The organism is Streptomyces sp. NBC_01257 (assembly GCF_035917255.1).
GTDB lineage: Bacteria > Actinomycetota > Actinomycetes > Streptomycetales > Streptomycetaceae > Streptomyces.
Window position 1 is genome coordinate 4,047,855 of record NZ_CP108472.1, and the last position, 24,106, is coordinate 4,071,960.

At 71.2% G+C, this 24,106-nt stretch carries 20 protein-coding genes and 1 rRNA gene; 9 read left to right on the top strand and 12 right to left on the bottom strand.

The features are described 5' to 3' along the window. Nucleotides 1–248: 248 nt before the first annotated feature. A 16S ribosomal RNA gene (locus tag OG408_RS17295) occupies nucleotides 249–1,774 on the bottom strand. A gap of 645 nt (nucleotides 1,775–2,419) precedes the next feature. Continuing rightward, complete coding sequence (locus OG408_RS17300; RefSeq protein WP_326670684.1) at nucleotides 2,420–3,454, bottom strand: GlxA family transcriptional regulator; 1,035 nt, start codon at nucleotides 3,452–3,454, stop codon at nucleotides 2,420–2,422. Between the two features lie 74 nt (nucleotides 3,455–3,528). Between OG408_RS17300 and OG408_RS17305 the strand changes: the two genes are divergently transcribed. Beyond that, complete coding sequence (locus tag OG408_RS17305) at nucleotides 3,529–4,116, top strand: cysteine hydrolase family protein (RefSeq protein WP_326670686.1); 588 nt, start codon at nucleotides 3,529–3,531, stop codon at nucleotides 4,114–4,116. 1 nt (nucleotide 4,117) lies between these two features. Here OG408_RS17305 and proC read toward each other — a convergent pair whose 3' ends face one another. From proC to OG408_RS17345, 8 genes are all read right to left on the bottom strand, one after another. Further along, nucleotides 4,118–4,927 carry a pyrroline-5-carboxylate reductase gene (gene proC / locus OG408_RS17310; protein ID WP_266780003.1) on the bottom strand — a complete coding sequence of 270 codons (810 nt, stop codon included), beginning with the start codon at nucleotides 4,925–4,927 and terminating at the stop codon, nucleotides 4,118–4,120. 58 nt (nucleotides 4,928–4,985) lie between these two features. Further along, nucleotides 4,986–5,762: an ABC transporter permease gene (locus tag OG408_RS17315; RefSeq protein ID WP_285574728.1), complete on the bottom strand. Its 777-nt coding sequence runs from the start codon at nucleotides 5,760–5,762 to the stop codon at nucleotides 4,986–4,988. Continuing rightward, nucleotides 5,759–6,526 carry an ABC transporter ATP-binding protein gene (locus OG408_RS17320; protein WP_326670689.1) on the bottom strand — a complete coding sequence of 256 codons (768 nt, stop codon included), beginning with the start codon at nucleotides 6,524–6,526 and terminating at the stop codon, nucleotides 5,759–5,761. Before OG408_RS17320 ends, OG408_RS17315 begins: the two co-directional genes overlap by 4 nt. Nucleotides 6,527–7,132: 606 nt before the next feature. Continuing rightward, nucleotides 7,133–7,705 carry a hypothetical protein gene (locus tag OG408_RS17325; RefSeq protein WP_266780006.1) on the bottom strand — a complete coding sequence of 191 codons (573 nt, stop codon included), beginning with the start codon at nucleotides 7,703–7,705 and terminating at the stop codon, nucleotides 7,133–7,135. A gap of 95 nt (nucleotides 7,706–7,800) precedes the next feature. Next, nucleotides 7,801–9,651 (bottom strand): dihydroxy-acid dehydratase, encoded by a 1,851-nt coding sequence (ilvD, locus tag OG408_RS17330; RefSeq protein ID WP_266780007.1) that lies wholly within the window; start codon nucleotides 9,649–9,651, stop codon nucleotides 7,801–7,803. A 173-nt stretch (nucleotides 9,652–9,824) separates the two neighbouring features. Further along, a complete protein-coding gene (locus OG408_RS17335; protein ID WP_285574129.1) occupies nucleotides 9,825–10,493 on the bottom strand; it encodes a TetR/AcrR family transcriptional regulator in 669 nt (222 codons plus the stop codon). Next, entirely contained in the window at nucleotides 10,490–11,299 is an 810-nt protein-coding gene (locus OG408_RS17340) for a sugar phosphate isomerase/epimerase family protein (protein ID WP_266786243.1), read from the bottom strand. The genes OG408_RS17335 and OG408_RS17340 overlap by 4 nt, the downstream gene beginning before the upstream one ends. A gap of 97 nt (nucleotides 11,300–11,396) precedes the next feature. Further along, a complete protein-coding gene (locus OG408_RS17345) occupies nucleotides 11,397–12,347 on the bottom strand; it encodes a Ppx/GppA phosphatase family protein (protein WP_266780009.1) in 951 nt (316 codons plus the stop codon). A gap of 198 nt (nucleotides 12,348–12,545) precedes the next feature. On the opposite strand from OG408_RS17345, the gene OG408_RS17350 reads away from it, so the two are divergent. After that, complete coding sequence (locus OG408_RS17350; RefSeq protein ID WP_266780010.1) at nucleotides 12,546–13,385, top strand: hypothetical protein; 840 nt, start codon at nucleotides 12,546–12,548, stop codon at nucleotides 13,383–13,385. Between the two features lie 37 nt (nucleotides 13,386–13,422). Here OG408_RS17350 and OG408_RS17355 read toward each other — a convergent pair whose 3' ends face one another. Continuing rightward, entirely contained in the window at nucleotides 13,423–15,294 is a 1,872-nt protein-coding gene (locus OG408_RS17355) for a hypothetical protein (protein ID WP_266780011.1), read from the bottom strand. A 252-nt stretch (nucleotides 15,295–15,546) separates the two neighbouring features. Between OG408_RS17355 and radA the strand changes: the two genes are divergently transcribed. Both radA and disA read left to right on the top strand, forming a co-directional pair. Further along, on the top strand, nucleotides 15,547–16,959 hold the full coding sequence (gene radA / locus OG408_RS17360; protein ID WP_326670695.1) for a DNA repair protein RadA: 1,413 nt from the start codon (nucleotides 15,547–15,549) through the stop codon (nucleotides 16,957–16,959). 169 nt (nucleotides 16,960–17,128) lie between these two features. Then, nucleotides 17,129–18,253, top strand: coding sequence for a DNA integrity scanning diadenylate cyclase DisA (gene disA / locus OG408_RS17365; RefSeq protein WP_266780013.1), 1,125 nt, complete (start codon nucleotides 17,129–17,131; stop codon nucleotides 18,251–18,253). Between the two features lie 55 nt (nucleotides 18,254–18,308). Here the strand turns inward: disA and OG408_RS17370 are convergent, their stop codons facing one another. Continuing rightward, complete coding sequence (locus OG408_RS17370; protein WP_326674554.1) at nucleotides 18,309–19,106, bottom strand: hypothetical protein; 798 nt, start codon at nucleotides 19,104–19,106, stop codon at nucleotides 18,309–18,311. A gap of 404 nt (nucleotides 19,107–19,510) precedes the next feature. On the opposite strand from OG408_RS17370, the gene OG408_RS17375 reads away from it, so the two are divergent. From OG408_RS17375 to cseC, 5 genes are all read left to right on the top strand, one after another. Further along, nucleotides 19,511–20,413, top strand: coding sequence for an A/G-specific adenine glycosylase (locus OG408_RS17375; protein WP_266780014.1), 903 nt, complete (start codon nucleotides 19,511–19,513; stop codon nucleotides 20,411–20,413). A 224-nt stretch (nucleotides 20,414–20,637) separates the two neighbouring features. After that, nucleotides 20,638–21,282, top strand: coding sequence for a SigE family RNA polymerase sigma factor (locus tag OG408_RS17380; RefSeq protein ID WP_266780015.1), 645 nt, complete (start codon nucleotides 20,638–20,640; stop codon nucleotides 21,280–21,282). Next, nucleotides 21,270–22,013, top strand: coding sequence for a hypothetical protein (locus tag OG408_RS17385; protein ID WP_266780016.1), 744 nt, complete (start codon nucleotides 21,270–21,272; stop codon nucleotides 22,011–22,013). The genes OG408_RS17380 and OG408_RS17385 overlap by 13 nt, the downstream gene beginning before the upstream one ends. A 10-nt stretch (nucleotides 22,014–22,023) precedes the next feature. Next, entirely contained in the window at nucleotides 22,024–22,725 is a 702-nt protein-coding gene (gene cseB / locus OG408_RS17390) for a two-component system response regulator CseB (protein WP_266780017.1), read from the top strand. Continuing rightward, nucleotides 22,722–24,098 carry a two-component system sensor histidine kinase CseC gene (gene cseC, locus OG408_RS17395; RefSeq protein ID WP_266780018.1) on the top strand — a complete coding sequence of 459 codons (1,377 nt, stop codon included), beginning with the start codon at nucleotides 22,722–22,724 and terminating at the stop codon, nucleotides 24,096–24,098. Before cseB ends, cseC begins: the two co-directional genes overlap by 4 nt. Nucleotides 24,099–24,106 lie beyond the last annotated feature (8 nt).

A 24,106-nucleotide genomic window follows, 5' to 3' on the forward strand; every position in this document is an offset into this window, starting at 1 on the left:
TCACCCCACCCTTACAGGCGAGTTCACTGGGGCCGGCAACCGAAGGACGACCTTTACGGCCGTACCTTCAGATACCCAACAGCGTGCCCGACACAGTCAACCCGTCTTCATGTTCCACGCCGAAGCAGTACTTACGAAAACCAGCCAACCGTGCCGAATAGTCAACGTTCCACCCATGAGCTGACCACCGTCGAACATTTGTCGACGTAGTGGCTCTGGATTCCTTGCGGAATCTAGATGCTCCTTAGAAAGGAGGTGATCCAGCCGCACCTTCCGGTACGGCTACCTTGTTACGACTTCGTCCCAATCGCCAGTCCCACCTTCGACAGCTCCCTCCCACAAGGGGTTGGGCCACCGGCTTCGGGTGTTACCGACTTTCGTGACGTGACGGGCGGTGTGTACAAGGCCCGGGAACGTATTCACCGCAGCAATGCTGATCTGCGATTACTAGCAACTCCGACTTCATGGGGTCGAGTTGCAGACCCCAATCCGAACTGAGACCGGCTTTTTGAGATTCGCTCCGCCTCGCGGCATCGCAGCTCATTGTACCGGCCATTGTAGCACGTGTGCAGCCCAAGACATAAGGGGCATGATGACTTGACGTCGTCCCCACCTTCCTCCGAGTTGACCCCGGCAGTCTCCTGTGAGTCCCCATCACCCCGAAGGGCATGCTGGCAACACAGAACAAGGGTTGCGCTCGTTGCGGGACTTAACCCAACATCTCACGACACGAGCTGACGACAGCCATGCACCACCTGTCACCCGACCACAAGGGGGGCCGTATCTCTACGGCTTTCCGGGCGATGTCAAGCCTTGGTAAGGTTCTTCGCGTTGCGTCGAATTAAGCCACATGCTCCGCTGCTTGTGCGGGCCCCCGTCAATTCCTTTGAGTTTTAGCCTTGCGGCCGTACTCCCCAGGCGGGGAACTTAATGCGTTAGCTGCGGCACCGACGACGTGGAATGTCGCCAACACCTAGTTCCCAACGTTTACGGCGTGGACTACCAGGGTATCTAATCCTGTTCGCTCCCCACGCTTTCGCTCCTCAGCGTCAGTAATGGCCCAGAGATCCGCCTTCGCCACCGGTGTTCCTCCTGATATCTGCGCATTTCACCGCTACACCAGGAATTCCGATCTCCCCTACCACACTCTAGCCTGCCCGTATCGACTGCAGACCCGGGGTTAAGCCCCGGGCTTTCACAACCGACGCAACAAGCCGCCTACGAGCTCTTTACGCCCAATAATTCCGGACAACGCTTGCGCCCTACGTATTACCGCGGCTGCTGGCACGTAGTTAGCCGGCGCTTCTTCTGCAGGTACCGTCACTTTCGCTTCTTCCCTGCTGAAAGAGGTTTACAACCCGAAGGCCGTCATCCCTCACGCGGCGTCGCTGCATCAGGCTTTCGCCCATTGTGCAATATTCCCCACTGCTGCCTCCCGTAGGAGTCTGGGCCGTGTCTCAGTCCCAGTGTGGCCGGTCGCCCTCTCAGGCCGGCTACCCGTCGTCGCCTTGGTAGGCCATTACCCCACCAACTAGCTGATAGGCCGCGGGCTCATCCTTCACCGCCGGAGCTTTTAACCTTCCCCCATGAGAGAGAAAGTATTATCCGGTATTAGACCCCGTTTCCAGGGCTTGTCCCAGAGTGAAGGGCAGATTGCCCACGTGTTACTCACCCGTTCGCCACTAATCCACCCCGAAAGGCTTCATCGTTCGACTTGCATGTGTTAAGCACGCCGCCAGCGTTCGTCCTGAGCCAGGATCAAACTCTCCGTGAATGTTTTCCCGTAATCGGGTAGACACACACGAGAGCGGAACGGTCAGGTCGGAATAAGACCGACCGTTCACTGTGTCCTCGCTGTGTTCATTGCCTACCAGGCCGGTAAAGACCTGTTAGGACTTTCAAAGGAACCTCGAACCTGCCGAAGCAGGTCGGGGTATCAACATATCTGGCGTTGACTTTTGGCACGCTGTTGAGTTCTCAAGGAACGGACGCTTCCTTTGTACTCACCCTCTCGGGCTTTCCTCCGGGCGCTTCCCTTCGGTCTTGCGTTTCCGACTCTATCAGACTCTTTCGTGCCCGATTCCCGGTCGAAGCGGGCCTCGCATTTTCCGCTTTCCAGTTCTTCGCTTTCGCGTTTCCCTTTCCGGCGAGTCCGACTCTATCAGATCCTTTCGGGCCTGATTCCCAGTCAGTGGGGCTTGTCTTCCCGGCTGTTGGGCCGTTCCGACGAGTGAGACATTAGCGGATTCCAGGGCCCCGACGCTAATCGGGGCCACGTTCCTTCGAACGCGGATTCCTCATTTCGCATAAGCGCACGCAGAGGCAGGCGACAGCTGTCGCTCGCTCGTTGTGGTTACTGCGGAATGGCTGTCCGGGGACCGACCGGGGTCGGCGCTCACGTCGGACAACTCGGAGCACATTACGGATGCCGAGGGGGTGTGTCAACCCCGGTCGCCGCCGGGGTGCGGTGGAAGGCCAGGCGGTAGTCCCGGGGGCTGGTGCCCAGGTGGGTGGCGAAGTGCTGGCGCATGGTGATCTCGCTGCCGAACCCCGTGCGGCGGGCCACCTCGGGCAGGGGCAGGTCGGTGCGCTCCAGCAGCTTCTGAGCTGCGGCGATGCGCTGGGTGATGAGCCAGCGCAGTGGAGTGGTGCCGGTCGTCGCCTGGAAGTGGCGGGCGAAGGACCGGGAGGACATGCCGGCCCGTGCGGCCAGCTCCGCCACGGTGTGCGGTTCCGCCAGACGGGTCAGGGCGAAGGCCCGTACGGCGGCGAGCGTGTCGGCGTCGCGGTCGGTCTGCGGTGTGGGCTGCTCGATGAACTGGGCCTGCGTGCCGGTACGGAACGGTGCCGTGACCATCGAACGGGCGATCGTCGCCGCGGTCTCGGCGCCATGGGTGTTCCGTACGAGATGGAGGCAGAGGTCGATGCCCGCTGCCGTGCCGGCGGACGTCCAGAGGTTGTCGTCGTGGACGAACAGGGCGTCCGGGACGACGGTCACCTCGGGATGGCGGGTGCGCAGGAGGTCCGTGAGGTTCCAGTGGGTGACGGCACGGCGGCCGTCGAGGAGGCCCGCCTGGGCCAGGGTGAACGCACCTCCGCAGAGCGCGGCGATCGGTGTGGCGCGGGCGTGGGCGCGGCGCAGGGCTTCGAGGACCGGTTCCGGGGCCGGCGTCACATGGTCGTCGAGGCCGGGGACGACGATCAGGTCGGCTCGGGCCAGCCAGTTGAGCGTGCGGTCGGGGGTGAGGGTGAGTCCGCCGCGCAGGGGGATGGGGGCGGTGGTGGCCGCCGTGCGGTGCAAGGCGAAGGGCGGGACTCCGCGGTCCGTGCGGTCCACGCCCCAGACCTCCGTGATCACCGAGACGTCGAACGCGCGGACGCCCGGGAAGGAGACCAGGGCGATCCGGGAGGGGGCTGCGGGGGTTGCGTCGGGCGTCCCGGTGGTGGTGGCCATGGTGGCAGTAAAGCATCGGTCGATGGCTTTCCGACCTCTGGGCGCACGGGTCCGGGCGCGGCAGCATCGTTGTCATGGAGATCGCGGAGAACGCAGCGCTGGTTGTGGTGGACGTACAGCAGGGGTTCGAGGAGGAGGCGTACTGGGGGCCGCGGAACAATCCCTCGGCCGACGAGAACATCGCCGGGCTGATCGACGCCTGGCAGTCGGGTGGGCGGCCGGTCGTGTTCGTACGGCATGACTCGCCGAAGCCGGATTCGCCTTTGCGGGTCGGATATCCGGGAAACGGCTTCAAGGCCTATGTGGAGGAGCGGCGGGGGAAGGGCGGCGGGCCCGAGCTGTTCGTGACGAAGAACGTGAACTCGGCGTTCTACGGATCGCCGGATCTGGGAGCGTGGCTCGGCGAGGCCGGGGTGCGGCAGATCGTGGTGGCCGGGATCCAGACCAACATGTGCGCGGAGACGACTGCGCGGATGGCGGGGAACCTGGGGTACGAGGTGTTCTTCGCGCTCGACGCGACGTACACCTTCGACGGGGTGGGCCCGTGGGGGTGGACGCTCGGGGCGGAGGAGCTGGCGCGGGCCACCGCCGTGTCGTTGCACGGCGGTGGGTTCGCGGAGGTGGTGCGCAGTGCGGAGCTGATCGCTGCCGCCGCCGGGTAGGTCAGCCGTTGCCGGAGGCGAGTTCGCGGCTGCGGTCGCGGGCGGCTTCGAGGGCCGCGATGAGTGCGGCGCGCACGCCGTGGTTCTCCAGCTCACGGATGGCGCTGATGGTGGTGCCGGCCGGGCTGGTGACGGCCTCGCGGAGCTTGACCGGGTGTTCGCCGCTGTCGCGGAGCATCACGGCGGCTCCGATGGCGGCCTGCACGATGAGGTCGTGGGCCTGGGCGCGGGGCAGGCCGAGCAGGATGCCGGCGTCCGTCATCGCCTCGACGAGGAAGTAGAAGTAGGCGGGGCCCGAGCCGGAGAGTGCGGTGGCCGCGTCCTGCTGGGACTCGGGGACGCGCAGGGTCTTGCCCACCCCGCCGAAGATCGCCTCCGTGGTGGCGAGGTGATCGGTGATGGCGTGGCTGCCCGCGGAGATGACGGACATGCCCTCGTCGACCAGGACGGGGGTGTTCGGCATGACCCGCACCACCGGGGTGCCCGGGGTGAGGCGCTCCTCGATGAAGGCGGTCGTGATGCCGGCCGCGGCGCTGATGACCAGGCGGTCGGCGGTGAGGTGGGGCGACAGTTCGTCCAGCAGGCGGCCCATGTCCTGGGGCTTGACCGCCAGGATCAGGATGTCGGCGCGCTTGGCGGCCTCCGCGTTGGTGACCGCGTCGACGCCGTAGCGGTCGTGGAGTTCGGTGGCTCGCTCGGAGCGGCGGGTGGTGACCAGCAGGTTCGCCGGGCGCCAGCCGGCCCGGATCATTCCGCTGAGCAGGGCCTCGCCGATCTTGCCGGTGCCGAGGACTGCAACTGTCTGGGTCATGCGGTTCCCTCCGGGCGGTGCTCACGGTTGCTCGTGCCGCCATCCTCGCACCGGCCCGTCAGGTGGTGCGGCGGCGGAGGGTGGCTGCGCCGAGGGCGAGGACGAGGAGGGCGCAGCCGGCCACGACCACGATGTCGCGGACGAAGTTCCCGGTGATCTCGGTGTGGTGGAGGACCTCGTTCATGCCGTCGACGGCGTACGACATGGGCAGCACGTTCGAGATCGCTTCGAGGACGGGTGCCATCTGGTCGCGGGCGATGAAGAGTCCGCAGAGCAGGAGCTGCGGGAAGATCACGGCCGGCATGAACTGGACGGCCTGGAACTCGGAGGCCGCGAAGGCCGAGACGAACAGGCCGAGGGCCGTGCCGAGCAGCGCGTCGAGCAGGGCGACCAGGAGCAGCAGCCAGGGCGATCCGGTGACGTCGAGGCCGAGGGCCCAGACCGAGATGCCGGTCGCCAGGAGCGACTGGACGATGGCGACGGCTCCGAAGGCGAGGGCGTATCCGGCGATCAGGTCGCCCTTGCCGAGCGGCATGGCGAGGAGCCGTTCCAGGGTGCCCGAGGTGCGTTCGCGCAGGGTGGCGATCGAGGTCACCAGGAACATCGTGATCAGCGGGAAGATGCCGAGGAGCGAGGCGCCGATGGAGTCGAAGGTCCGGGGGCTGCCGTCGAAGACGTAGCGCAGCAGCGTGATCATCACGACCGGGATCAGCAGGAGCAGCGCGATGGTGCGCGGGTCATGGGTCAGCTGGCGCAGGACGCGGGCCGCGGTGGCGAGGGTGCGGGCGGCGCTGAGTGGCGCGGTGCCGGTGGCCGGGGTGGTCGTGGTGCTCATCGGGCGTTCTCCTGAGGGGTGGCGGCCGCGTCGACCAGGTGGAGGAAGGCTTCTTCGACGGTGTCGGTACGGGAGTCCGTGCGCAGGGCCTCGGGGGTGTCGTCGGCGAGGATCTCGCCCTCCCGCATGAGGAGCAGCCGGTGGCAGCGCTCGGCCTCGTCCATCACGTGGGAGGAGACGAGGAGGGTGGTGCCGCGGTCGGCGGCGAGGCTGTGGAAGAGGTTCCAGAGGTCGCGTCGGAGCACCGGGTCGAGGCCGACGGTCGGTTCGTCGAGGACGAGGAGTTCGGGGGTGCCGAGGAGGGCGACGGCGAGGGAGACGCGGGTGTGCTGGCCACCGGAGAGGGTGCCGGCGAGGGCGTCGGCGTGGCTGGTCAGGTCGACCTCGGCGATGGCGCGGGTGACGGCCGCGCGGCGGTCGTCACGGCGCCGGCGGCCCGGCCGGAGGATCGCGGCGAAGTAGTCGAGGTTCTGCCGGACGGTGAGGTCGGTGTAGACGGACGGTGCCTGGGTGACGTAGCCGATCCGGGGGCGGAGGGTGGGGTGGCCCGCGGGGCTGCCCAGCACGTCGAGGGTGCCGGTGACCTTGGCCTGGGTGCCGACGACGGCTCGCATCAGGGTGGATTTGCCGCAGCCGGAGGGGCCGAGGAGGCCCGTGATCCTGCCGGGTTCGACGGTGAAGTCGAGGTCCTTGAGGACGGTGCGGCTGCCTCGTACGACGGTGAGGCCGCGGGCCTCGATGGCGGCACCCGAAGAATTCATCATGTGATGAATTTTGGTCCCGGCGAGGCGCCGCCGTCAAGGGGGCTCGTTGGGGACCGGGTCCTTGTTGTGGGGTGCCGCCGGTCCGGGTGCGGGTCTTTGTCCTCAAGCGCCGGACGGGCCGGCTTTGTGCGGGTGCCCCGCGGGGCGGCGCCGTTGCCCGGCGGGTGGGGGTGGGGCCCCTCCGGGGCGTCTCCTCAGAAACTGGCGTGGCAACGCACTCCGTTGCCGGGGCCGGGTAGTACGCCATTTTCCTGCGGGGACGCCCTTGCACGGCCCCACCCGACGCCGTCGTGCGCCCGCACCCCCGGTGGCACCACCGGTGGAAGAACCGGGATGCGGGCGCACGACGGCCGGGGCCGGGGGCCTGCAGGGGAGTCCCCGCAGGACGACGAACACATACCGGGGTTTCGCTGCGTGGGGCTCTGGAAACGTTCGTCGTTCGAGGAGACGCCCCGGAGGGACCCCGGACCCCCACCCACCAGCGCGGGCGCACCCCGCGGGGCTCGGCACCCCCACCAAGCCCGTCCGGCGCTTGAGGACAAAGACCCCAGCCCCGGACCGGGGCGAACGACACGGGCGCGCGGTCCACCTTCGCCGGGGGCCGGCCTACTTGCGGCGGGGCTTCTTCGCCTTCGCGGTCTTGCGGGCCGCCGGGTTCCCCGTCCGGGACGAGCGGCGCTTCGCGAACCGGGCCTGGGCCGCCTCGTACTCCGCACGCCGCAGCTTCTCGCCCGGCGCCTCGGAGAACGTACGGAAGAAGTACGCGAGCAGCGAGCCGACGAAGCCGATCGTCTTGAGACCGCGCAGCGCGTCCTCGCGGCCCGGGTCGGCCGGGCGGCGGCTGAAGCCCTCCCACGTCCTGCGGAAGGCGATGGCGCTGCAGATCGCGAACATCAGGACGACCAGCAGGCCGACGAAGCCGCCGATGTCGGCGATCTCCAGGCCCTGGAAGGCGAACCGCAGCACGAAGCAGGAGGCGACCGCGGCGGCGAGCGAGCCGATGGCGGCTCCGACGCGGCGGAGCCCGTAGTTGCCGTCGTGCGCGACCCAGGTCGTGCCGAAGAAGCGCAGGGGCTCGGGCTGCGGGCCGGGGGTGGTCGCGGGGGCTCCGGCGGACGCCGTGCCGGAGTCGGTGGCGCCGGGGGCCGTGCCGTCGGGGATGTCGCTGTTCTCGCTCACGAGGTCGATTATCCCAGGGAAGCGCCCCATGTCCGGATCCCTCCCGGGAGGGATGTCCGGCCCCTCCTGGGAGGGACCGGACGGACGAGGGTGGCTCAGCCCAGCTTGGAGACGTCGCGGACGGCGCCGCGGTCCGCGCTCGTCGCCATGGCCGCGTAGGCGCGCAGCGCCGCCGAGACCTTGCGCTCGCGGTTCTTCGGCGCGTACACGCCGTTCAGCGCCTCGCGGCGGGTGGCGAGCTCGGCGTCGGGGACGAGGAGCTCGATCGAGCGGTTCGGGATGTCGATCCGGATCCGGTCGCCGTCCTCGACCAGCGCGATCGTGCCGCCGGACGCCGCCTCGGGCGAGGCGTGCCCGATCGACAGGCCCGACGTGCCGCCGGAGAAGCGGCCGTCGGTCACGAGTGCGCAGGTCTTGCCGAGGCCCCGGCCCTTGAGGAAGGACGTGGGGTAGAGCATCTCCTGCATGCCGGGGCCGCCGCGCGGACCCTCGTAGCGGATGACGACGACGTCGCCGTGCTCGATCTCCTTGCGGAGGATCTTGTCGACGGCCTCCTCCTGCGACTCGCAGACGACCGCCGGGCCCTCGAAGGTCCAGATCGACTCGTCCACGCCGGCCGTCTTCACGACGCAGCCGTCGACGGCGAGGTTCCCCTTGAGGACCGCGAGGCCGCCGTCCTTGGAGTAGGCGTGCGCCACGTCGCGGATGCAGCCGCCCGCCGCGTCCAGGTCGAGGGTGTCCCAGCGCTCGGACTGCGAGAAGGCGGTCGCGGAACGGACACAGCCCGGGGCCGCGTGCCACAGCTCGACGGCCTCGGGGGACGGCGAGCCGCCGCGGATGTCCCAGTTCTTCAGCCACTCGGCGAGCGTGTCGGAGTGCACCGAGTGCACGTCCTCGTTGAGCAGACCGCCGCGGTGCAGCTCACCGAGGAGGGCGGGGATGCCGCCGGCCCGGTGGACGTCCTCCATGTAGTACGTACCGCCGGGGGCCACGTTGGGCGCGACCTTGGACAGGCACGGGACGCGGCGCGAGACCTCGTTGATGTCGTCCAGCCCGTACGGCAGCTGCGCCTCCTCGGCGGCGGCCAGCAGGTGCAGGATCGTGTTGGTCGAGCCGCCCATGGCGATGTCCAGCGCCATCGCGTTGTCGAACGCGGCGCGGGTGCCGATGGCGCGCGGCAGGACCGTCTCGTCGTCCTGCTCGTAGTAGCGCTTGGTGATCTCGACGACCGTGCGGCCGGCCTCCTCGTACAGCGCCTTGCGGGCGGTGTGCGTGGCGAGGACGGAGCCGTTGCCGGGGAGGGAGAGGCCGAGGACCTCGGTCAGGCAGTTCATCGAGTTGGCGGTGAACATGCCGGAACAGCTGCCGCAGGTGGGGCAGGCGTTCTCCTCGATACGGAGGATGTCCTCGTCCGAGATGCTCTCGTCGACCGCGTCACTGATGGCGTTGACCAGGTCGAGCTTGCGGACCGTGCCGTCCACGAGGGTGGCCTTGCCGGCCTCCATCGGACCGCCGGAGACGAAGACCGTGGGGATGTTGAGGCGCATCGCGGCCATCAGCATGCCCGGGGTGATCTTGTCGCAGTTCGAGATGCAGATCAGCGCGTCCGCGCAGTGCGCCTCGGCCATGTACTCGACGGAGTCGGCGATCAGGTCACGGGACGGGAGGCTGTACAGCATCCCGGCGTGACCCATCGCGATGCCGTCGTCGACCGCGATGGTGTTGAACTCGCGGGGCACCGCGCCCGCGGCCTTGATCGCCTCGGAGACGATCCGGCCGACGGGGGCGAGGTGGGTGTGGCCCGGGACGAACTCCGTGAAGGAGTTGGCGACCGCGATGATCGGCTTGCCGATGTCCTCGCTCGCTACGCCCGAGGCGCGCATAAGGGCGCGCGCGCCCGCCATGTTGCGGCCGTGGGTGACAGTGCGGGACCTCAGCTGGGGCATCGTCTCTCGCTCCTTCGACAGAAAAGACTGCTTCTGAGCGTACGCCTCCGGTGCCAAGATCTGGACACGGTGTCCGGAATGCGGGATGCGGTGCTCAGGGGGTGGGCGTTTTCGGGGCTCTGCCCCGGACCCCGCTCCTCAATCGCCGGAGGGGCTTTTTCTGCCCCGCGGGCTCACTTGTCGGAGGGGCTCGATGTGCCGGGCCCGTCCGGACCCGTCGAGGGGTCCGTCAGGTAGCGCTGCAGGGTCGGGGCCACCATCGCGATGATCTTCTCCGGGTCCGCCGATGCCAGGGGCTCCGCCCTCAGCACGTACCGCAGCACCGCGATACCCACCATGTGCGAGGCCGCCAGTTCGGCGCGGAAGGTGGCGTCGGGGACGTCCAGCTGTTCCGCGATCCGGCCCAGCAGGCGCCGCAGCACGAAGCCGCGCAGCACCTTCGCCGCCGCCTCGTGGGTCAGGGCCGAGCGCATCACCGCCAGCAGCGGGGCCCGGGACGCCGGGTTCTCCCAGACCGCGATGAAGTAGCGGGCCAGCCGCTCCCCCACGTCCTGCGTGCCCCCGGCCAGGATCGCCGGGATCTCCAGGGCCGGCTCGAAGGAGACCTCGATCGCGGCCGCGAAGACCTCGTCCTTCGTGCCGAAGTAGTGGTGGACCAGAGCCGCGTCCACCTCCGCCGCCTTCGCGATGCCGCGGATCGACGTCTTGTCGTAGCCGCGCTCGGCGAACTCGGTGCGGGCGGCCGCCAGGATGCGGGTGCGCGCGTCCGGGCCCGTCGTCGCCGCGGTGCGGGAGGGGCGGCCCCGGCGCCTGGGGCCCGGGGCTTCGGCGCCCGGGGTCATGAGCGCGGCACCTGCGCCGAGGAGGCGAGGTGCAGACGGGTGAAGGCGAGCGCCTCGGCCAGGTCGGCCTCGCGTTCGGCGGTGGACATCGCCCGGCGGGTGTTGACCTCGATGACGACATGGCCGTCGAAGCCGGTACGGGCCAGCCGCTCCAGCAGCTCGGCGCACGGCTGGTCGCCCCGGCCGGGCACCAGGTGCTCGTCCTTCCCGGAGCCCTTGCCGTCGGCCAGGTGGACGTGGGCCAGCCGGTCGCCCATCCGGTCGACCATCGCCATGCCGTCCGTGCGCGCGGTCGAGGTGTGCGACAGGTCGACGGTGAAGTGGCGGTAGTCGTCGTTGGTGACGTCCCAGTCGGGGGCGTACGCGAGCATCTCGCGGTCCCGGTAGCGCCACGGGTACATGTTCTCGACGGCGAACCGGACGTCCGTCTCTTCGGCCATCCGCCAGATCCCGGTGACGAAGTCACGGGCGTAGTTGCGCTGCCACCGGAACGGCGGGTGGACCACGACGGTCGACGCGCCGAGCTTCTCCGCCGCGGCGCGGGCCCGCTGGAGCTTGACCCAGGGATCGGTGGACCAGACCCGCTGCGTGATCAGCAGACAGGGGGCGTGAACGGCGAGTATCGGCACCTGGTGGTAGTCCGAGAGCCGGCGCAGGGCCTCGACGTCCTGGCTGACGGGATCCGTCCAGACCATGACCTCGACGCCGTCGTACCCCAGGCGCGCGGCGATCTCGAAGGCCGTCGCCGTCGACTCCGGATAGACCGAGGCCGTCGACAGGGCGACCTTCGCATCCGGGATGCGCACCACTGGTTCTGCCACGCAGACAGCGTACGGGCAGCGGTGCGCCGCGCCGAGGGAGCCCGGCGGAAAGTGAGAAGGGCCATGGCGGCTGGAGGCCTTCTCAGTTCAGGGCCTCGTCCTCCGTGGACGTCAGATGGTCCAGGCGGCGCAGGATGACTCCCTCGCGCAGCGCCCAGGGGCAGATCTCCAGCTCCTCGACGCCCAGGAGGTCCATCGCGCCCTCCGCGACCAGCGCGCCGGCCAGCAGCTGGGCGGACCGGCCCTCGGAGACGCCCGGCAGGTTCCCGCGCTCCTCGACCGTCATCGCGGCCAGCTTCGGCACCCACTCCTCCAGGGCCTTGCGGCTGAGGGTGCGCTGTACGTGGAGCCCCTCGGTGGACCGTGCCGCGCCCGCGATCCTGGCGAGCTGCTTGAAGGTCTTGGAGGTCGCCACCACGTGGTCGGGGCGGCCGAAGCGGGTGAACTCGCCGACACTGCGGGCGATCCGCGCCCGTACGTGCCGGCGCAGCGCCTTCACCTCGGCCGGGTCCGGCGGATCGCCCGGCAGCCAGCCGGCCGTGAGGCGGCCGGCGCCGAGCGGCAGGGACACGGCGGCGTCCGGCTCCTCGTCGATGCCGTACGCGATCTCCAGCGAACCGCCGCCGATGTCCAGGACCAGCAGCTTGCCCGCGGACCAGCCGAACCAGCGGCGGGCGGCGAGGAAGGTGAGGCGGGCCTCCTCCGCGCCGCTGAGGACGGCGAGGTCGACGCCCGTCTCGTCCTTCACCCGGGCCAGCACCGTGTCGGCGTTGCTCGCCTCCCGTACCGCGGAGGTGGCGAACGCGAGCACGTCCTCGCAGCCCTTGTCCTCCGCGGCCTGGAGGGCGCCGGCGATCGTCGCCACCAGCCGGTCCACGCCGAGCGGGCCGATCGCCCCGTCCGCTTCGAGGAGTTCGGCCAGGCGCAGCTCCGCCTTGTGCGAGTGCGCGGGCAGCGGGCGGGCGCCGGGGTGCGCGTCGACCACCAGCAGATGAACCGTGTTCGACCCCACGTCGAGGACTCCGAGTCTCATGCGCAGAACGCTACTGCGGCCGCGGAGCAGACTGCCCGGCGCATGGGGGTGGGTGAAGGAGCGGGGCCGGGTGCGTGCAGCTGCGGGACGGAGGATCGAGGCCCGGCGGAGCCCTGGTGATGGACGACAACGCGGCAGATGCGCGTGCCCAGCCCCGCGACGCCGCGCCCATGCGCCGGTCGGTCTTACTCTTGGCCCGTGCCAAAGACGAAAAAGGCGAAGCCGGGCAAAGTCACGAAGAAGCAGAGAACGAAGCAGGAGATGCAGCAGCCGGAGACAGCGGGACCGGACAGGTCCGACGAGACGGGGATCGACTTCGCACGGGCCTGGGTGGAGTTCCCCGACCCGGCCGACGACGAACAGGTCTTCCGGTGTGATCTGACCTGGCTGACCTCCCGCTGGACCTGCATCTTCGGCAGCGGCTGCCAGGGCATCCAGGCCGGTCGCGCGGACGACGGGTGCTGCACCCTGGGCGCCCACTTCTCGGACGAGGACGACGAGAAGCGGGTGGCCAGGAACGTGGCCCGGCTCACCCCCGACCTGTGGCAGTTCCACGACGTGGGTACGGAGTCGGGCTGGGTCCAGACCGATGACGACGGGGAGCGCCAGACGCGGCGCTGGGAGGGTTCGTGCATCTTCCAGAACCGGCCCGGCTTCGCCGCCGGTGCCGGCTGCTCGCTGCACATCCTGGCGCTGCGGGAGGGCAAGGAGCCCCTGGAGACCAAGCCGGACGTGTGCTGGCAGCTGCCGGTCCGGCGTACGTACGACTGGATCGACCGGCCCGACGACACCCGGGTGCTCCAGGTGACGATCGGTGAGTACGACCGCCGGGGCTGGGGCCCGGGCGGTCACGACCTGCACTGGTGGTGCACGTCGGCGACGTCGGCGCACGGTGCCGGGGAGCCGGTGTACGTGTCCTACCGGCCCGAGCTCACCGAGCTGATGGGCAAGGAGGCGTACGACCGGCTGGTCGAGCTGTGCGAGGAGCGGCTCTCGTCGCTGCTGCCGATGGCGCCGCACCCGGCGGACCCCGCGTAACGCCTGCGGGCCCGCCGCCCCGGGGGTGGCGGGTCCGTCAGTCGGCGGCCGGCGGGGTGCTCGGGCCCTTGCCCGGGTCGGACGGGGACGGGGAGTCGGTCGGGTCCGGGGACGGGCTCGGCTCGCCCGGGTCCGTCGGCGGCCGGGTGCTGCCCGTGGGATCGGGTGTGGGGGTCGGTGTGGGATCCGGGTCCGACGGGGTCGGGTCGGAGGGGACCGGCGGGTGCGGATGCGCCGGAGTGCCCGGCAGCGGGGGCCGCGACGGGACTCCGGGGGGCGTCGTCCGTCCCCCGTACCCCCGCATCGCCACGACCGACCCCGACGGGGCGACGACGATCCGTGCCGTCCAGCGTCCGGCCGGCTCGCGGGCGTGGTCCACGAGGACGCGGATCGTGATGCTGCCGCCGGGGGCGAGCTTCCCCGACGTGCTGCTCAGCCGCAGCCAGGTCTGGCCCGTACCGGCCGACCAGGTGACCGGGCCCGCCTTGGACGCGGTGAGGGTGATCGTCGTCGTGCCGCCGGACGAGCGGGCCTCGACGGTGAGGCGGCCGGCCGCGGTGCCGTCCCGGCCCGGGGCCGCGTCCACGCTGATGACCTCGGCCGAGACGTCCGGGAGCCCGCTGCCGTCCGTGAAGACGGGGCCCGGCTCGGGGCGGGCGTTGCCCGCGTTCTCGTAGTGGCCGTAGGGGTCGTCCCCCCGCCCGTCGTCCGCCTCGGTCGCGGTGACCGCCGAGCCGTCGTGGCCCTCGCCGGTGAGCGGCGCGCCCCGGTAGGCGGACCACAGGGCGATCACCGGAGCGGCGACGACCGTGGCGACGACCGTCGTCGTCATGACCCTCGACCGCAGCCGGTCCCGGCGCGCGGCATGGTCCTTCGGGTCCATCGGGAAGCCCGTGCGGTCGAACCGGGGGGTGGCGGACCGATTCTTCTGATGTTTCTGCGCGTGCATCATCGCCACATAGGCGGAGGGGCGCGGCGCCTCGACGACGGCCAGCGCGGCCGCGGGGGTGACGGCGGCCCCCGGCCAGGGCCCCTGGGCGTCGGCGCGCTCGGCCGCGCGGCGGCAGCGCGGGCAGTCGTCCACATGCCGTACGAGCTCGCGGCGCAGCGTGGCGGAGAGCAGCACGCGGTGGTCGCCGGTGAGCCGGCCGACCGTGGGGCAGTTGCCCGTCTCCACTACGGCGAGGGCGGCCCTGGTCCGTTCCACTTCGCAGGCGGCCGCGGCCAGGAGCTCCCGGGCGGTGGCGAGCTCCAGCCCGAGGACGGCGGCGACGGCGCGCGGGGTGAGCCGGTGGCGCACGGCGAGCTCCAGGGCCTCGCGCTGTTCGGGGGTGGTGCCCGCCGCTTCGGGCCAGGCCAGCTGGGCCAGCTCGCGGCGGTGCGCCTCGACGGCCGCGGGGCTGCCCGCGGGGCCGGGGGGCGGGGAGCCGGCCGGCCGGGGCGCGGACGGGGTGAGGGGTGGTGCGGCCGGGGTTTTCGGGGCGTGTGCGGCGGGGGGCGTGCGCCGGACCGCGCGGGCCGGCGGTGCGACCGGGCCGCGGTGCTCGTCAGTGGGCTGCTTCCTGCGCGCCTGCGGCCCGTCGGACCTGCGGTGCGCCTGGCGGCCCTGCTTCTGCTCGGTGAGCTTGCGCAGGCACATCCACCTGGCCAGCGCGTACAGCCAGGTTTTACGTTCCTCCTCGCCGGTGGGACAGCGCCCGCCCTGCCGCTCCGCCAGCGCGAGCACACTGCCCAGGGCCTCGGTGGCGGCGTCGTGATCGCAGAGCACCGAGAGGCAGTACGTGAACAGGCCGTCGAGATGCGGCTCGTAACGGGCGGGCGGCTGCTTCGGCGACGGATGGGGCGCGCGGCGCTGCCCCCGGTGTGCGCCGGGGGTGTTCGTGGGGGTCTCCAGCCTGCTGCTCGTCACCTTGCGACCGTAGGCAGCGCGGGGCATACGTCTCGCACCCCTTGAACACTTTTAACCCTTACGGGTGAACGTATCGCTCAATAAGGGACAGGAATCCGCGATTCCGCCCCCGGATCCGCTGTCCGGATTCCGCCCGTGACGCCCTCGGTACCCCTGTCCGGATTCCGTCCGCGGCGCCCCGGAGCCGCTGCCCGCTCCCCGCCGCGGCCCGCGCCGGGCTCCGCTGTCCGACCTCACCTATACGGTGGCGCCATGGCCACCCGTACGAAATCCGCGAAGGACCGGCCGTCCTACCGCTGCACCGAATGCGGCTGGACGACCGCCAAGTGGCTCGGCCGCTGCCCCGAATGCCAGGCGTGGGGGACGGTCGAGGAGTTCGGCGGCGCCCCCGCCGTCCGCACCACCGCGGCCGGCCGCGTCTCCACCGCCGCGCTCCCCATCGGCCAGGTCGACAGTCGGCAGGCCACCGCCCGCTCGACCGGTGTCGGCGAGCTGGACCGGGTGCTGGGGGGCGGTCTCGTGCCCGGTGCCGTGGTGCTGCTCGCGGGCGAGCCGGGCGTCGGGAAGTCGACGCTGCTGCTGGACGTCGCGGCCAAGGCGGCGAGCGAGGAGCACCGCACGCTCTACGTCACCGCCGAGGAGTCCGCCAGTCAGGTCCGGATGCGCGCCGACCGGATCCGGGCGATCAACGACCATCTCTATCTGGCGGCGGAGACCGATCTGTCCGCGGTTCTCGGCCATCTGGACGCGGTCAAGCCGTCGCTGCTGGTCCTGGACTCCGTACAGACGGTCGCCTCCCCCGAGATCGACGGCGCGCCCGGCGGCATGGCCCAGGTCCGCGAGGTCGCGGGGGCGCTGATCCGCGCGTCCAAGGAGCGGGGCATGTCGACCCTGCTGGTCGGCCATGTCACCAAGGACGGCGCGATCGCCGGGCCGCGGCTGCTGGAGCACCTGGTCGACGTGGTGCTGTCCTTCGAGGGTGACCGCCATGCCCGGCTGCGGCTCGTGCGCGGCGTGAAGAACCGCTACGGGGCGACCGACGAGGTCGGCTGCTTCGAGCTCCACGACGAGGGCATCACCGGCCTCGCCGACCCCTCCGGCCTCTTCCTCACCCGGCGTGACGAGCCAGTGCCCGGCACCTGCCTGACCGTGACCCTGGAGGGCAAGCGGCCCCTGGTCGCCGAGGTCCAGGCGCTCACCGTCGACTCCCAGATCCCCTCGCCCCGGCGCACCACCTCGGGTCTGGAGACGTCCCGCGTCTCGATGATGCTGGCCGTCCTGGAGCAGCGCGGCCGGATCAGCTCGCTGGGCAAGCGGGACATCTACAGCGCGACGGTCGGCGGGGTGAAGCTCTCGGAGCCCGCCGCGGACCTCGCGATCGCCCTCGCGCTGGCCAGTGCGGCGAGCGACACACCGCTGCCCAAGAACCTGGTCGCGATCGGCGAGGTGGGTCTCGCGGGCGAGGTCAGACGGGTCACGGGGGTCCAGCGCAGACTGGCCGAGGCACACCGTCTGGGCTTCACCCACGCGCTCGTTCCGACCGATCCGGGGAAGGTCCCGGCCGGTATGAAGGTCACGGAAGTCGCCAACATGGGCGACGCGCTCAGGGTGCTCCCGCGCCGCTCTCGTGCACAGGCCCCACAGGAGGACGGCGCACGCCGGTAGACTTTGCCCTGGTCTCGCCCGTCCGTACGAACGGTATGAGGGACACAGGGTCTTTCGTCCGGATCAGGCCGGGCCGGGGACGGGGTCCGGTACACACCGGAAACCGCGAGCCCGGCATGATCCACAAAGAGGCCCAAGGGCACCGCAAACCTGTGACCGGAGGAGTGCAGTGGCAGCCAGCGACCGGGCAGCATCGCCCGGAAAGTCCGGCCAAGGCACCGGTAACGAGGCGCTGATGCGCGCCTCGTTGACCGCCGTCGCGCCCGGAATGGCCCTGCGGGACGGCCTGGAGCGCATCCTCCGTGGCAACACCGGAGGCCTGATCGTGCTCGGCATGGACAAGACCGTCGAGTCGATGTGCACGGGCGGCTTCGTGCTGGACGTGGAATTCACCGCGACCCGGCTGCGTGAGCTCGCCAAGCTCGACGGGGCTCTGATCCTCGACAAGGACATGACCAAGATCCTGCGGGCCGGCGTCCAGCTGGTCCCGGACGCCTCGATCTCCACCGAGGAGACGGGCACCCGCCACCGCACGGCGGACCGAGTCTCCAAGCAGTGCAACTTCCCCGTGGTCTCCGTCTCGCAGTCGATGCACCTCATCGCGCTGTACGTGGACGGGGAGCGCCGGGTCCTGGAGGAGTCCGCCGCGATCCTCTCCCGGGCCAACCAGGCTCTCGCCACGCTGGAGCGGTACAAGCTCCGGCTCGACGAGGTCGCGGGCACGCTCTCCGCGCTGGAGATCGAGGACCTGGTGACGGTCCGGGACGTGACGGCGGTCGCCCAGCGGCTGGAGATGGTCCGGCTGATCGCGACCGAGATCGCCGAGTACGTGGTGGAGCTCGGGACCGACGGCCGCCTTCTCTCGCTCCAGCTTGACGAGTTGATCGCCGGGGTCGAGCCGGAGCGCGAGCTGGTGGTGCGCGACTACGTGCCGGAGCCGACGGCGAAGCGCTCGCGCACGGTGGCGGAGGCGCTCACCGAGCTGGACGCGCTGTCCCACACCGAGCTGCTCGAACTCCCGGTGGTGGCAAGGGCGCTGGGGTACAGCGGCTCCCCGGAGACCCTCGACTCGGCGGTGTCGCCGCGCGGTTTCCGGCTGCTGGCGAAGGTGCCGCGGCTGCCCGGGGCGATCATCGACCGGCTGGTGGAGCACTTCGGCGGTCTGCAGAAGCTGCTCGCGGCCAGCGTGGACGATCTCCAGACGGTGGACGGCGTCGGCGAGGCCCGGGCGCGCAGTGTGCGCGAGGGGCTGTCGCGACTGGCCGAGTCGTCGATCCTCGAACGGTACGTGTAGGGCGGTACGCACGAGCGGGGCGCTCGCGAGCGCCCCGCCGGCCCTTCCGGGCCCGTCAGTCCTTCGCGAGGACGAACGAGGCGCGCTGCACGGGCTCTCCCGGCGCCTTCGCCTCGACCAGGTACGTACCCGGTCCGGCCTTCCCCGCGGGCGGCGTCGCGCACTTCGGGGCGCTCTTCGCGCGGTCCCACTCGACGGCGTGCTCGACGGTCGCGCCCGCCGGAACCTTCAGGAACACGGCCGCCGCCTTGCGCGGGCAGTCCTTCGAGGACCACACCTCTTCGTCGTCACCGCCGGCCTCCGTGATGGTGAGCACCGCGGCCTTCGGGCCGAAGTCGGCCTTGCACGCGGTCGACGAGGTGTTCTCGGCGATCAGCCGGAACCTCGGCTTCTCGTCGGGTCCGTAGCGCAGTTCGGTCTTGAGGGTCAGCCGCAGCGTGGCGGGCACGCAGTCGGGGAGCGAGGAGCCTGCCGGGACCTGCTGTCCGGCGCTGCCGCCGGCCGTACCGCCCGCTCCGCCGCCGGAGCCGGAACCGCCGTCCGTGCCCGCGCCGTTGCCGTCGCTGCCCGTTCCGCTTGAGCCGCCGGAGCCGCCCGCACCGCCGTCCGAACTTCCGCCGCCTCCGCCGTCGTCGCCGCCGGAGCCGCCCGACTCGCCGCCTCCGCCCGGCTGTTCACTGATCGCCGGTCCGGAACCGGAGGGACCGGGAGTGATCGAATCGGTCGGACCCGAGCCGGGTGGCCGCGAGTCGTCGTGATTCCCCTTGTCGCCACCGGACGTGACGGCCCATACGATCAGCAACGCGAGCAGCGCAATCAGCGTCGCCGCTACCGCCCTCCGTCGCCAGTAGATGGTGGAGGGAAGCGGACCGATCGGATTACGCAGAGATCCCACGGCGCAAACTGTACGAGAGAACAGCGCCAACTCCCGCCCCACCCGCCGCCATGGGCCGCCGAATTTGCGGATCATCATCCCGGGACGGCCTGTTCCCGCTCCGGACTCCCCCGCGGACACCCTCGGCGTTCGCACGACAGCGGTACGTGACAGCGGTGCGCGACCGGCCGGCCCGGACCGTTCGCCCGTCATGGGGCCAGTTGCCGCAACGGCTCGCGGGGCGTGCCGCCACTTGCCGGAGCGCAGGTCCGGTGGGGCGCGGGACAGAGGGGTGGCCCTATCACTCCAAGGGCTCTTCTGCGGGGCGACACCCCCGTACCCGTGACGTCCGTCTGCCCTTCCGTGCCAGGATCGTCGGTGCGATGACTGCCACGACTGCGACACAGACGCCCCCCGCCTCCCTCCACACCCCTGTGATCGGGTGGTTCGACCAGCACGCCCGCGATCTGCCCTGGCGCCGCCCCGAAGCGGGCGCCTGGGGTGTGATGGTGAGCGAGTTCATGCTGCAGCAGACCCCCGTCAACCGGGTCCTCCCGGTGTACGAGCAGTGGCTGGCCCGCTGGCCGCGCCCCGCCGACCTCGCGGCGGAGCCGCCCGGCGAGGCCGTCCGCGCCTGGGGCCGGCTCGGCTACCCCCGGCGAGCGCTGCGCCTCCACGGGGCCGCCCAGGCAATAGCGGAACGCCATGGCGGAGACGTACCGAGCGAGCACGCCCAGCTGCTCGCCCTGCCCGGCATCGGCGAGTACACGGCGGCGGCCGTGGCCTCGTTCGCCTACCGGCAGCGGCACGCCGTCCTCGACACGAACGTCCGCCGGGTGTTCGCCCGGGCCGCGAGCGGCATCCAGTACCCGCCGAACGCGACCACCGCGGCCGAGCGCAAACTCGCCAGGGCGCTGCTGCCGGAGGAGGACGAGCAGGCGGCACAGTGGGCCGCCGCGACGATGGAGCTCGGGGCCCTCGTCTGCACCGCGAAGAACGAGGACTGCACGCGCTGCCCGATCTCCGGGCAGTGCGCCTGGCGGCTGGCCGGGAAGCCCGCGCACCAGGGGCCCCCGCGCCGCGGCCAGACCTACGCCGGTACGGACCGGCAGGTGCGCGGCAGGCTCCTCGCGGTGTTGCGCGAGTCGGTGACGCCGGTACCGCAGTCGGCACTCGACGCGGTCTGGGAGGAGCCGGTGCAGCGGGCCCGCGCGCTCGACGGCCTGGTCGCCGACGGTCTGGTCGAACCGCTGGCCGGCGGCCAGTACCGGCTGCCGCTGACCTGACCCGACCGGCCCGGCGGGCCTCCCGCCCGCCGGGTGACGGTCCCCGCGGGGCCTTTGTCCCGCTCCTCCCTGCGCTGTTACACAACCGATGGACAGCCGTGCGTCCGCGTACGGCTGCTCCGCACAGCCTCGTGACAACAGCTCCGTAGCGTCACCGACGTCAGCCCGATGACCAGCGGCTGACGGTGGTTCTACGGGGTTTCACGGGGACGGAGGCGGTTGTAATGGCGCAGGGCGAGGTGCTCGGCTTCGAGGAGTACGTACGTACCCGGCAGGACGCACTGCTGCGCAGTGCGCGCCGGCTGGTCCCCGATCCCGTGGACGCGCAGGACCTGCTGCAGACCGCACTGGCCCGCACCTACGGCCGCTGGGACGGCATCGCCGACAAGTCCCTCGCCGACGCCTATCTGCGCCGCGTCATGATCAACACCCGCACCGAGTGGTGGCGGGCGCGCAAGCTGGACGAGGTCCCCACCGAGCAGCTCCCCGACGCCAGCGTCGAGGACGGCACCGAGCAGCGCGCCGACCGCGCCCTGCTGATGGACGTACTCGGCGTCCTGGCTCCCAAGCAGCGCAGCGTGGTCGTGCTGCGACACTGGGAGCAGATGAGCACGGAGGAGACGGCCGCGGCGCTCGGCATGTCGGCCGGTACGGTGAAGAGCACGCTGCACCGCGCGCTGGCGCGACTGCGCCAGGAGCTGGAGAGCAGGGAAGCGGCGGGCCGCGAGGACCGGATCCGGGAGGACCGGGACCGCGCTGCGGCCGGCCGCATCGTGGCGGCCCGTCGGCCGGCACGGTCGCGGACACAGGCAGGGGCGCCCCGGGAGGGGCGTCACGACGAGCGGGGGCGGGAGCGGTGCGCGGCCTGACAGGCAGCGGTGACGACGGCGGCACAGGAGCCGGCGGCGTCACCGGAGGCCCCACGGGGGGCGGGGCCGGCGGCGGGCGGGGACGCCGGCCGGCGGGCTGGGCGGCGAGCAGTACGGCTCTGGCCGGGCTCGCCGTCTTCGGGCTGTTCGCCGTCAGCTGCTCCACCGGCGGCACGGGCACGCGTGACGAGGGGCCTGCGGGCAGCCAGCCGGTCGCCCAGGTCACTCCCAGTTCCACCACACCCTCCACGGCGAAGCCGACGCCCCGGGTCGACGCCGTGAGCCTGCTCAAGGCGGACACCAAGGTCAGCGAGCGGGTCCGGACGGACCTGAGGCCGTGCACCGGTGACGAGTACCCGGTGGACACCTCGTACGGCAGCCTGACCGGCGGCCCCTCCGCCGACGTCGTGGTGAACGTGATGACCTGCGGCGACTCGGTGGGCGTGGGCACGTACGTGTACCGGCCCCGGCCCGACGGCAGGTACGAGAACGTGTTCGCCATCGAGCAGCCCGCGGTCTACGGGACCATCGACCGCGGTGATCTGGTGGTGACGACCCAGGTGTACGGGAAGAAGGACGCGGTCGCCTACCCCTCGGGCGAGGAAGTGGTCACGTACCACTGGGCGAGCAGCCGGTTCAGTGAGCAGGACCGGGTGCACAACGACTTCAACAGAGCCGTCGGAGCCGGAGAAGGGGACTTCCCGGAGCCCGCGGCACCGACGAAGAACTGAGAGCAGTCCGATGGCCGAGACCCATGTCCTGTTCGTCGAGGACGACGACGTCATCCGCGAGGCCACCCAGCTGGCGCTGGAGCGGGACGGCTTCGTGGTCACCGCGATGCCCGACGGCCTGAGCGGCCTGGAGGCGTTCCGGGCCGACCGGCCCGACATCGCGCTGCTCGACGTGATGGTGCCGGGCCTGGACGGGGTCAGCCTCTGCCGGCGCATCCGGGACGAGTCGACCGTTCCCGTGATCATGCTGTCGGCGCGGGCCGACTCGATCGATGTGGTGCTCGGCCTGGAGGCCGGTGCCGACGACTACGTCACCAAGCCGTTCGACGGTGCGGTCCTGGTCGCCAGGATCCGGGCCGTGCTCCGCCGCTTCGGCCATGCGTCGGGCAGCGGTGCGGGCGGCGAGGCCCCGGCGCAGTCCGAGGGCGGTGTGCTGGTCTTCGGTGACCTGGAGATCGACACCGAGGGCATGGAGGTCCGCAGGGGCGGCGAGCAGGTGGCGCTGACCCCGACCGAGATGCGGCTGCTGCTGGAGTTCTCGTCCGCGCCCGGCACGGTGCTCTCCCGGGACAAGCTGCTGGAGCGGGTCTGGGACTACGGCTGGGGCGGTGACACCCGGGTCGTGGACGTCCATGTGCAGCGGCTGCGCACGAAGGTCGGCCAGGACCGCATCGAGACGGTCCGCGGCTTCGGCTACAAGCTCAGGGCATGAGGCGCCTGGCCCTGCGGACGGGCGTCCGCTGGAAGATCAGCATCGCGATCGCGTCGGTCGGCGCCCTGATCGCGGTCGCGCTGAGCCTGGTCGTGCACAACGCCGCCAGGGTCTCGATGCTGGAGAACGCGCGCGAGGTCCAGCTGGAGCGGCTGACCTACGCCCAGCTGCTGTACGAGGCGACGAAGACGAAGAAGGCCGATCCGCGGTTCGGCGCGAAGCTCAACGATCCGACGATGCCGAAGAGCCTGCGCCAGGAGACCCGGCGCAACCGGCGCGCGACGCACGTCGAGGACGGCGGCGGGGTGCCCGACGTGTGGGCGGCCGTACCGCTGGCCAACGGTGACGTGCTCTCGCTGCACACCCGGTTCGCCGACCGGTCCACCACGATCATGGGCGATCTGGACCGGGCCCTGATCATCGGCTCGGTCTCGGTGGTCCTCGGCGGCTCCGCGCTGGGGGTGCTGATCGGCGGCCAGCTCTCGCGCCGGCTGCGCAAGGCGGCGGCCGCGGCGGGGAAGGTCGCGCAGGGCCACACGGACGTACGCGTCAGGGACGCCGTCGGCGGGGTCGTCCGGGACGAGACCGATGAGCTGGCCGGCGCGGTGGACGCCCTGACGGACGCGCTGAACGAGCGGATCGAGGCCGAGCGCCGGGTCACCGCGGACATCGCGCACGAGCTGCGCACCCCCGTGACGGGGCTGCTGACGGCTGCCGAGCTGCTGCCGCCCGGGCGGCCGACCGAGCTCGTACGGGACCGGGCGCAGGCGATGCGCACGCTGGTCGAGGACGTACTGGAAGTGGCCCGGCTGGACAGCGCGTCCGAGCGGGCCGAGCTGCAGGAGATCGCGCTGGGCGAGTTCGTCGGCCGCCGGGTGGCGCTGCTGGACCCGCAGGTGCGGGTGCAGGTGGTCCACGAGTCGTGGGTCAGCACCGATCCGCGCCGGCTGGAGCGCATCCTGGGCAATCTGCTGGGCAACGCAGCCAAGCACGGCTCCACGCCGGTGGAGGTCACGGTCGAGGGCCGGGTGGTGCGCATCCGCGATCACGGTGCGGGGTTCCCGGCGGCGCTGCTGCGGGAGGGGCCGAGCCGCTTCCGTACCGGATCCACCGACCGGGCCGGGCACGGGCACGGGCTGGGGCTGACGATCGCGGCCGGTCAGGCCCGGGTGCTCGGTGCCCGGCTGACCTTCCGCAACGCGGCGCCCGAGGGCGCAGCGGAGGGCGCGGGCGGCGCGATCGCCGTCCTGTGGCTGCCCGAGCACGCACCGACCGACACGGGCAGCTACCCGATGCTGCAGCTGGCCGAGCAGCGCCGCCCGGCCGCGGGCGATGACGCGCATCTGCGTGGCGGGGAGCGGCCGGGCCGCTGAGCTTCCGT

Bases quoted from the DNA above. Each gene is read 5' to 3' on its own strand.
- OG408_RS17300 (WP_326670684.1), bottom strand. From the start codon at position 3,454: ATGGCCACCACCACCGGGACGCCCGACGCAACCCCCGCAGCCCCCTCC.
- OG408_RS17305 (WP_326670686.1), top strand. From the start codon at position 3,529: ATGGAGATCGCGGAGAACGCAGCGCTGGTTGTGGTGGACGTACAGCAG.
- proC (WP_266780003.1), bottom strand. From the start codon at position 4,927: ATGACCCAGACAGTTGCAGTCCTCGGCACCGGCAAGATCGGCGAGGCC.
- OG408_RS17315 (WP_285574728.1), bottom strand. From the start codon at position 5,762: ATGAGCACCACGACCACCCCGGCCACCGGCACCGCGCCACTCAGCGCC.
- OG408_RS17320 (WP_326670689.1), bottom strand. From the start codon at position 6,526: ATGATGAATTCTTCGGGTGCCGCCATCGAGGCCCGCGGCCTCACCGTC.
- ilvD (WP_266780007.1), bottom strand. From the start codon at position 9,651: ATGCCCCAGCTGAGGTCCCGCACTGTCACCCACGGCCGCAACATGGCG.
- OG408_RS17335 (WP_285574129.1), bottom strand. From the start codon at position 10,493: ATGACCCCGGGCGCCGAAGCCCCGGGCCCCAGGCGCCGGGGCCGCCCC.
- OG408_RS17345 (WP_266780009.1), bottom strand. From the start codon at position 12,347: ATGAGACTCGGAGTCCTCGACGTGGGGTCGAACACGGTTCATCTGCTG.
- radA (WP_326670695.1), top strand. From the start codon at position 15,547: ATGGCCACCCGTACGAAATCCGCGAAGGACCGGCCGTCCTACCGCTGC.
- OG408_RS17375 (WP_266780014.1), top strand. From the start codon at position 19,511: ATGACTGCCACGACTGCGACACAGACGCCCCCCGCCTCCCTCCACACC.
- OG408_RS17380 (WP_266780015.1), top strand. From the start codon at position 20,638: ATGGCGCAGGGCGAGGTGCTCGGCTTCGAGGAGTACGTACGTACCCGG.
- cseB (WP_266780017.1), top strand. From the start codon at position 22,024: ATGGCCGAGACCCATGTCCTGTTCGTCGAGGACGACGACGTCATCCGC.
- cseC (WP_266780018.1), top strand. From the start codon at position 22,722: ATGAGGCGCCTGGCCCTGCGGACGGGCGTCCGCTGGAAGATCAGCATC.